Raw genomic sequence first — 7,532 nt, 5'->3', positions numbered from 1 at the left:
GCTGGTCGATCGCGTGGATCACCGCATCGGCGATGTGTTCGGGCGCGAGGCTGGCGTAGTCCATCGCTTCGGGATCGAGCCTTTCCGCCGGAAACGTGCCTTCCGCCATCTGGCCGACCATTTCCATGAAATCGGGCATGTTGTGCGCAACGATACCAATGCCCGCCGCCTGATTGACGACGGTGCCCGAAAGGCCAGTTGAAGGAACCCCCGTCGGCTTGATCGTCGTCACCTTGATCCTGCCCCGGCTTTCCACGCGCAGCGATTCCGACAGGAAGTTCACCGCCGATTTGGACGCGCCATAGACCGCCGCGCCGATTACCGGGAAATTGCCGTAGATCGAAGAGATGTTGACGATCTGCCCATGCCCTGCGGCGATCATCGTATCGTATGCGGCCACCATGCCGTTCAGCACGCCCTTGATATTGATGTCGATGCAGCGCTCCCACGCCGGATAGGCTGCTTCGTGGTCGGCAAAAAACGCCAGCGGCATGATCCCGGCATTGTTGACCATGACATCGACCGCGCCAAACGCATCGAGCGCGCTGGCGACAAGCGCCTTGACTGCCGCCAGATCGCGCACGTCAACCTGCACAGCCTGCGCCTTGCCACCCGCAGCCGTGATTTCATCGACCGTGGCCTGTGCTGCGGCAAGATCGATATCGCCGCATGTGACCTTGGCACTAAGCGCCGCAGCCTTGCGCGCGACGAGGCTGCCGAAGCCGCCACCGGCGCCGGTAATGACGATGGATTTACCCGCGATATGGCCAGACATGTTCTCTCCCGAATGTTTTATTGCAAATGGCGCTTCAGAAACGCGATAACCGGCGTCCAGCCGGGCGTTTCGATTTTGGGCAAATCCACCTTGCACCCTTTTGCATCGGACCGTTCGACCGATGCCCCCTGTTGCAACGCGGCATCCTGCAGGAAACCATCAGGCGGGCCGTGCGGCGCCAGCGGCAGGGTATACAATTCCGCTGCAAGACAGGCATGGGCCAGTGCCTTGAACAGCCGTTCGCCCTGATTGTAGGGCACAAGACCGTCAGATCGGCCATGCAGGATCATCAGCGGCGGATCGGCACGTGAAATGTAATGGATCGGGCTGGCGCGCAGCACCGCATCCTTGCACGTCTGGATCGCGCATCCGACCAGCCGCGATTCCGGTGATGCCGGATCATCGTGACAGAAGCCCGGCTTGGGCAAAGGTGTGGAAGGCGAGCATTTCGTCAGCGCCCAGCGATCCATCTCGACAAAATTGGTCGGCGGATAGAGCGCCACTGCGGCCTGCACGGCGCTGGACACGCCAGTGGTGCCGATCGCACCCTCAAGTTCAGGGGCATCGCCCGTCAATGCGGCCATCGCACTCGTCCAACCGCCGGAACTATCACCCATGATGGCGATGCGCGCCGGATCGATGCCATAGCGCGCGGCATTGGCACGCAGGAAGCGGATGGCCGCCTTGATATCATGCACTTGCGCCGGAAAGCGCGCCTGCGTGCTGGAACGGATGGAAACGCCCGCAACCGCAAAGCCCGCATCGAGCAGCGCCGGCGCCATGATCTTCGCGCCATCCTTGCCGGTATCGGCCATCCAGGCCGAACCGCTGGTCCAGATCACCAGCGGCACCGGCTTGTCTGCCTTGGGCGGCAGGTAGATGTCCAGCAGATGGCCCCTGCTGCCGGAAGGCGTAGCCGGGGCATAAGCCACATCAGCGTGGGCAGGAACGGCGGTTCTTGCGGCAACAGGTGCGTCCGCTGCCCGCGCCGCGCCTCCCCATGACAGGACGATCAGCAGCGCGGCCAGAAAACGCATCATGAATCACAAACTCCCGGGCATTCCGTCGATCAGGATGGTCTTCATTTCCATGTAAGGGAAGAGGCCTTCCGGCCCGCCTTCGCGCCCGATGCCCGATTGCTTGAACCCGCCAAAGGGCAGGCCGAAGTCCATGCGCAAACCGTTCTGGCCGAAGCCGCCGGTGCGCACCCGGCGCGCAATACGATAGGCGGCATCCGCATCCGTGGTCAGCACCGAGCCGTTGAGACCGTAGGCGCTGGCATTGGCAGTGTGGATCGCGTCTTCTTCATCTTCCACCGGGATCAGGCTGAGCACCGGGCCGAAGATTTCCTCCTGCGCGATGCGGCTTTCGTTCTTCACGTTGGCAAACAGCGTGGGTTCGATGAAGTAGCCTTGGTTGAGGTGCGACGGACGCCCGCCGCCGGTTACCAGATCGGCAGTCGTCTTGCCTTCCTCTATATACATCTCGATGCGTTCAAGCTGGCGCTTCATTGCCACGGGGCCGAGTTGGGCCTGCGGATCGTCCGAATGGCCGATGCGCACCTGTTGCATTTCGGCGGCGATGGCTGCGGCCAGTTCGTCATGCCGATGGCGCGGGACGATGACGCGGCTGAGCATCGCACACACCTGCCCTGACATCATGGTGATGGTGCCGGTGAGCATCTTGGCCGCAGCTTCGATGGGGAAATCATCGCGGATGATCGCAGCCGATTTGCCTCCCAGTTCCAGCGTGCAGCGTGCCATGCGCCCACCGCAGACCGAAGCGATACGCCTGCCAGCCACGGTCGATCCGGTGAAGGAAACCTTGTCCACGCCTTCGTTGCAGACGAGATGGTCGCTCGCCTCACGGTGGCCGGTGACAAGGTTCACGACGCCCGCCGGAATGCCTGCGGCCTCTGCCGCTTCGGCGATGATATAGGCTTCCAGCGGGGTTTCGGGCGATGGCTTCATGATCACGGTGCAACCGGTGAGCAGGGCATAGGCGACCTTGTTGGCCATGATGCCAAACGGCCCGTTCCACGGCGCGATGGCAGCGACGACGCCGACGGGTTCATAGGCGATCAGCGCGGTGTCTGCCGCATGGCTGGGGCGACGTTCGACGAATTCGAACTTTTCGGCAAAGCCCGCGATCTGGCCCAAAGCCATCACGCTGCCGCCGTGCATCGGCCCGGCGAACGATGCGAGGCCGCCCATCTGTGCGGTCCACGCTTTTGCCAGTTCGGGCACGCGGGTTTCGAGATGCGCGATCATGCGGCGAAACGCGGCAATGCGCTGCGCGGGCGGCGTGGTGGGCCAAGGCCCGTTGTCGAACGCTTCACGCGCTGCGACGACGGCGGCGTCCATGTCCGCCTCATCCGCTTCGGCCACGCGGCCCACGACCTGTTCGGTGTTGGGCGAGATGAGATCAATCATGCGGCCGGAGTGGGCTGGCACCCAGCGCCCACCGATAAAGAGCTGGTCGGGGTGGGAGACGTTAACGCCTTCGGGGTTCATCGTGGTCTGTCCTTTCAGGCCGTATGTCATTGGGGCGCCAGCGCGCATTCCACGCGCTCGATCAGGCTGTCCCTGATCGTATAGAAAATGAATTGCCGCATTTCCTGCACTTCGCCCACCGCAATCGGGAAGAAGCCATGCAGGCCCCGCGCATCCAGCGCTTCGCGCGTCAGGCTTTTCACGCCTTCCACCCGGATCACGGCATCGATGGCGGTCAGGGTTTCAGACGCGGCGAAGTTCAGCACGCGCACGCTTTCGTTCACATGATCGTGCAGGAAGGCATAGAAATCTTTCAGCGCCTGCCGCGAGCGGATCTCGACACCGAAAAAGGTCATCAGCGGCGGATCGACATAAAAATCGGCAACCGCATCATAATCCTTCGCGTTGAACGCGGCGACATAGCGGTCATAATCCGTGCGGCTCAGCAAGCGCTCTCTCCCCATGCGGCCGGATTCGGCTCGCAAGTGCAACGCTAACATTTGATATGTTTTGCGCCAACAGAAAAAGGGCCAGAAAAAGGGCGGTCGTTGCCGACCGCCCCCGTTTCTTCATTACCGGTCCTGCAATCAGAACGTCTTGCGCACCGACAGACCCCATTCGCGCGGGCGACCGACGTTGGAATACGACGTGCCGACGAAGGAATAGACGGCTGCAAAGCGCAGCGGCAGGAAGTAGTACTTGTTGAAAAGGTTCTGCACCTCGAGCGAGATGGCCAGATCCTCGTCCGCGTTCTTCCACGTCAGGCGTGCGTTGCCCAGCGTGATCGACGGGTTGTACTGCAGCGGCGTGAACACACCTGCGTTGATCAGGCGGCCGATGGTCTGACGACCAGTGTAGGACAGATCGAAGCGCGGGGTGATCGAACCCGACGTGCCCAGATCGGCCTTGTATTGGATGCCAAGGCTGGCGCGCCATGCCGGTGTGGTGATCGGATCTTCGACACGCAGTGCGCCCTGCGCTGCGGCGTCGATCCGCTTCCACTTGCCATCGATCCAGCTCAGCGATGCATCGATGTCCAGACCTTCGACAGGGCTGGCCTGCATTTCGAGTTCAAGACCATACATTTCACCGTCGCCAGCGTTCTGGATGGCGGCGCAGGGGAACGGTCCCGTGCCCGGCGCAAAGCCATCGAGCACCGAGCAGTCCCCAATCGGAAGCTGGATGTTCTTGTAATCGTTGTAGAAGCCCGAAAGGTTCAGGCGCAGGCGACGATCGAGCAGATCGGTCTTGAGGCCCACTTCATACGCGGTGAGCGTTTCAGGATCGAACGTGCCGTTGATCGCCTGGTTCTTGGTGAACGGACGCGCAGTCACGCCGCCGCCCTTGAACCCGGTGCTGACGGTCGCATAGGCCAGCACTTCGGGGCTGAAGCGATAGTCGAGCGACAGGCGCCAGTCGATCTTGTCGCCATCGTAGACGGACTTGGTGCCATTGAGCGCACCAACGCCGAAGATGTCGTTCAGCGTGCCGCCATCCCACTGGGTGCGCATGAAGGTGTAATCCTTATGCTCATCAGTGTAGCGGATGCCTGCGGTGATGGTCATGTTCTCGACCGGGCGGACGAACACGGTGCCGAAGGCCGCCGCGCTGTTCGCCTTGATCGGATCGTCACCCTGGAACTGCAGGAACAGCGACGGCACGCCAATCGGCACGATGTAGCGGATGTCCTGACGGGTGAAGTAGACCGAGGTCTGGTTGTTGTAGAAACCGCCGATGGTCCAATCGACCATATCGCCGATCTTGCCGTTCAGGCGCAGTTCCTGGCTGAAGAACTTGAAGCGCAGATCGTTGAAGCCCGAGCCGGCAATCAGGCTGTAGGGCGTGTAATCATCGTCGGTACCGAAGACCTGCGTGTACTTGCGATAGGCGGTGATCGCCTGCAGGTTCAGATTGTCACCCAGCCCGATGGTGAGGTTGCTGGACACGCCCCAACCTTCGAATTCGGTGCTGTTGGGGTTGTAGTAGGCCTGCGTGGCCTGCCCGCCTGCGGGCATGTACCAATCGGCATAAGTGCAGAACTTGCCGCACGAGAAATCGACACCGCCGGTCAGCGCAGGATTGGTAACCCCGATCACGCCAGCTGCATTGGTGCGGTTTTCATAGGTGTAGTCACCCGTGACGATCCAGTCGATCGAGTCGTTCGGGTTGTAGCGCAGCGATCCGCGCAGGCCCGCGTAGTCACGCTCGCCCAGCTTGTCGACCACGCAGTCCTTCGGCGTGGAAGCGTTGCCGCCGATACCCAGCGGATTGCCCGGATTGGCGCAACCGAAATCGACCTGATCGACGTAGCCTTCCTGACGCTTGTAGACGCCGGAAATTCGGGCCGAAAGGCCTTCGGCCAGCGGGAAGTTGGCAGTGGCGCGCAGATCGGTGCGCTGGCGCGAACCGTAGACCGCCTCAACCGTGCCGCTGCTTTCTTCCGTGGGCTTGGCCGAGAACAGCTTGATCGCACCACCGATGGAGTTACGTCCGGTAAGCGTGCCCTGCGGGCCGCGCAGCACTTCGACGCGCTCAAGATCCAGCAGATCCATGACCGAGCCGGTCAGCGTGGCGAAGTACACATCGTCGATATAGATGCCGACGCCGGGTTCATAGGCGGGGTTGAAGTCGTACTGGCCGATGCCGCGGATGTAGGCCGCCATCGACGAACCGAAAGCGCCGCCCATCTGGGTCAACTGCACGTTCGGCGCCTGCGCGGCGATCTGCGAAATGTCGGTCTGGTTGCGCGAGGCCAGCAGCGCGGCATCCACGGCGGTGATCGACAGCGGCGTGTCCTGCAGGCGCTGTTCGCGGAACTGCGCGGTCACCACGATTTCGCTGGTGGTTGGCGCATCGGTTGCCTGCGCGTCTTGCGCAGCAGCAGGCATCGCGATGCCAAGCGTGAGCGCAGCCATGCTTCCAGCAGCGAGCAGACGCAGTTGTGACGTTGTACGGGTTGTTTTGGCCATATCCCCTCTCCTGTATGGTCCTCTTCGTGACCGGCTGATGTTTGTTAGTAAGACATACTAATTCGGACTTGGCAAGCCTAACATTTGCGGTTGTCGTGCGGGGGCCTGAGTGATGCACGTTTCCCACACTTCGCCCCTTGCCCCGCCACGGGAACCCGGCGATAGACTGCGGGAATGAGCCTTGATCCCTCAGCCCCCCAGCCCAACGAAGGCCCGACGTTCGAAGGAGACGTTGCCCTGCTTGTCGATCTCCTCAAGCTCGGTTCCTTCATCGGCACCCCGATGCGCGAAGGCGTGGCCGACCCAATGGGCATGACCGCGACAGACCTGCGCATCGTTCTGGCGCTGGGCGGTGAGGGCGAACTTGCCGGCCACGACCTTTCCGAAATCATGGGCGTGCCGCCGATGAACGTAAGCCGCGCCATCGCCACCTTAAGCGAACGCGGGCTGGTGGAGCCGGGCCGCAACCGCAGCAATCGCAGGCGCAAGCCGGTGCGACTGACCGATGAAGGTCAGGCCCTGTTCGACCAGACGGTGCCCGCGATGGAGCGAGTCGGTGCAGACCTGTTCAAGGGCGTACCCCAGCGCGATCGCGATGCCTTCCGCCGCGTGGCCGCAACGGTTCTGGCGCGGATCGGTCGCTGGGGCGGTTGATGCTTCGACAAGCTCAGCATGAGCGGTTCCGATGATGGTGTTCTCCGCCCGCTCATCCTGAGCCTGTCGAAGGGCCACTCATCCTGAGCCTGTCGAAGGATCGAACTCAGGGCCACTTCTTCTGCAGCTTGGTGAAATCCCCCACGGCAAAGCTGTGGGCCAACACCGGATGGGCAAAGCTCATCGGCACTTCCTGACGGTGCGGCCAAGTCTGGCGCACTTGCGTATCGGGCAGGATGCGATCGGGGCCGATGGGGTTTTCAGGGAAGCACTGCGCGGCGGGCTGAAGGTGGGCAACGGTCTTTGACCAGCCGGTTTCGTAATCGGCCTGCCACTGCATCATGTAGTCGAGCCGCTGGATCTTCCAGACGCCATCTTCCTTCACATAATCGTTTTCGTACATGCCGCTTTCCCAGAACTGCTGCGGCATTCCTTCCGGCTTGGCCCCAAGAATATCGTCATGCCATCCACCGGCAAGGATGCCCCGGAAGCGACCCTTGGCGGTCTGCCCGTCGGGCGCGATGGTGATCACGTCCTGCAACTGGAAATGGTCGAGCAGCAGCCCGTGAACCGGTCCGCGCTTCCCACCGGTGAACAGGTTCTGGAACCACGTTCCGTAAAGCCGCATCACGCCTTCGTAAC

At 62.0% G+C, this 7,532-nt stretch carries 7 protein-coding genes; 1 reads left to right on the top strand and 6 read right to left on the bottom strand.

Annotation, left to right across the window (positions count from 1 at the left end; translation table 11 throughout):
* The 5 genes from ACOVQ0_RS07175 to ACOVQ0_RS07155 form a co-directional block, all read right to left on the bottom strand.
* Positions 1–775, bottom strand: a 775-nt coding sequence (locus ACOVQ0_RS07175; RefSeq protein ID WP_421882121.1) for an SDR family oxidoreductase, incomplete at its 3' end; no start/stop codon positions are given.
* A 17-nt stretch (positions 776–792) separates the two neighbouring features.
* A complete protein-coding gene (locus ACOVQ0_RS07170) occupies positions 793–1,815 on the bottom strand; it encodes an alpha/beta hydrolase fold domain-containing protein (RefSeq protein WP_421882118.1) in 1,023 nt (340 codons plus the stop codon).
* A gap of 3 nt (positions 1,816–1,818) precedes the next feature.
* The gene (locus tag ACOVQ0_RS07165) at positions 1,819–3,288 is read right to left on the bottom strand and encodes an aldehyde dehydrogenase (RefSeq protein ID WP_421882125.1); all 1,470 of its coding nucleotides are present in this window, start codon (positions 3,286–3,288) and stop codon (positions 1,819–1,821) included.
* Between the two features lie 26 nt (positions 3,289–3,314).
* On the bottom strand, positions 3,315–3,716 hold the full coding sequence (locus ACOVQ0_RS07160; RefSeq protein WP_421882115.1) for a nuclear transport factor 2 family protein: 402 nt from the start codon (positions 3,714–3,716) through the stop codon (positions 3,315–3,317).
* A 138-nt stretch (positions 3,717–3,854) separates the two neighbouring features.
* A complete protein-coding gene (locus ACOVQ0_RS07155) occupies positions 3,855–6,236 on the bottom strand; it encodes a TonB-dependent receptor (protein WP_421882111.1) in 2,382 nt (793 codons plus the stop codon).
* 174 nt (positions 6,237–6,410) lie between these two features.
* Here ACOVQ0_RS07155 and ACOVQ0_RS07150 point away from each other — a divergent pair, with 174 nt between their 5' ends.
* The gene (locus tag ACOVQ0_RS07150; RefSeq protein ID WP_421882109.1) at positions 6,411–6,890 is read left to right on the top strand and encodes a MarR family winged helix-turn-helix transcriptional regulator; all 480 of its coding nucleotides are present in this window, start codon (positions 6,411–6,413) and stop codon (positions 6,888–6,890) included.
* Between the two features lie 106 nt (positions 6,891–6,996).
* Here the strand turns inward: ACOVQ0_RS07150 and ACOVQ0_RS07145 are convergent.
* On the bottom strand, positions 6,997–7,532 hold a 536-nt coding region (locus ACOVQ0_RS07145), incomplete at its 5' end, for a nuclear transport factor 2 family protein (RefSeq protein WP_421882106.1).

Origin of the sequence: Novosphingobium sp. (assembly GCF_049240505.1) — a bacterium.
Classification (GTDB): Bacteria; Pseudomonadota; Alphaproteobacteria; order Sphingomonadales; family Sphingomonadaceae; genus Novosphingobium.
This window is presented reverse-complemented; position numbering and strand designations above follow the sequence as displayed.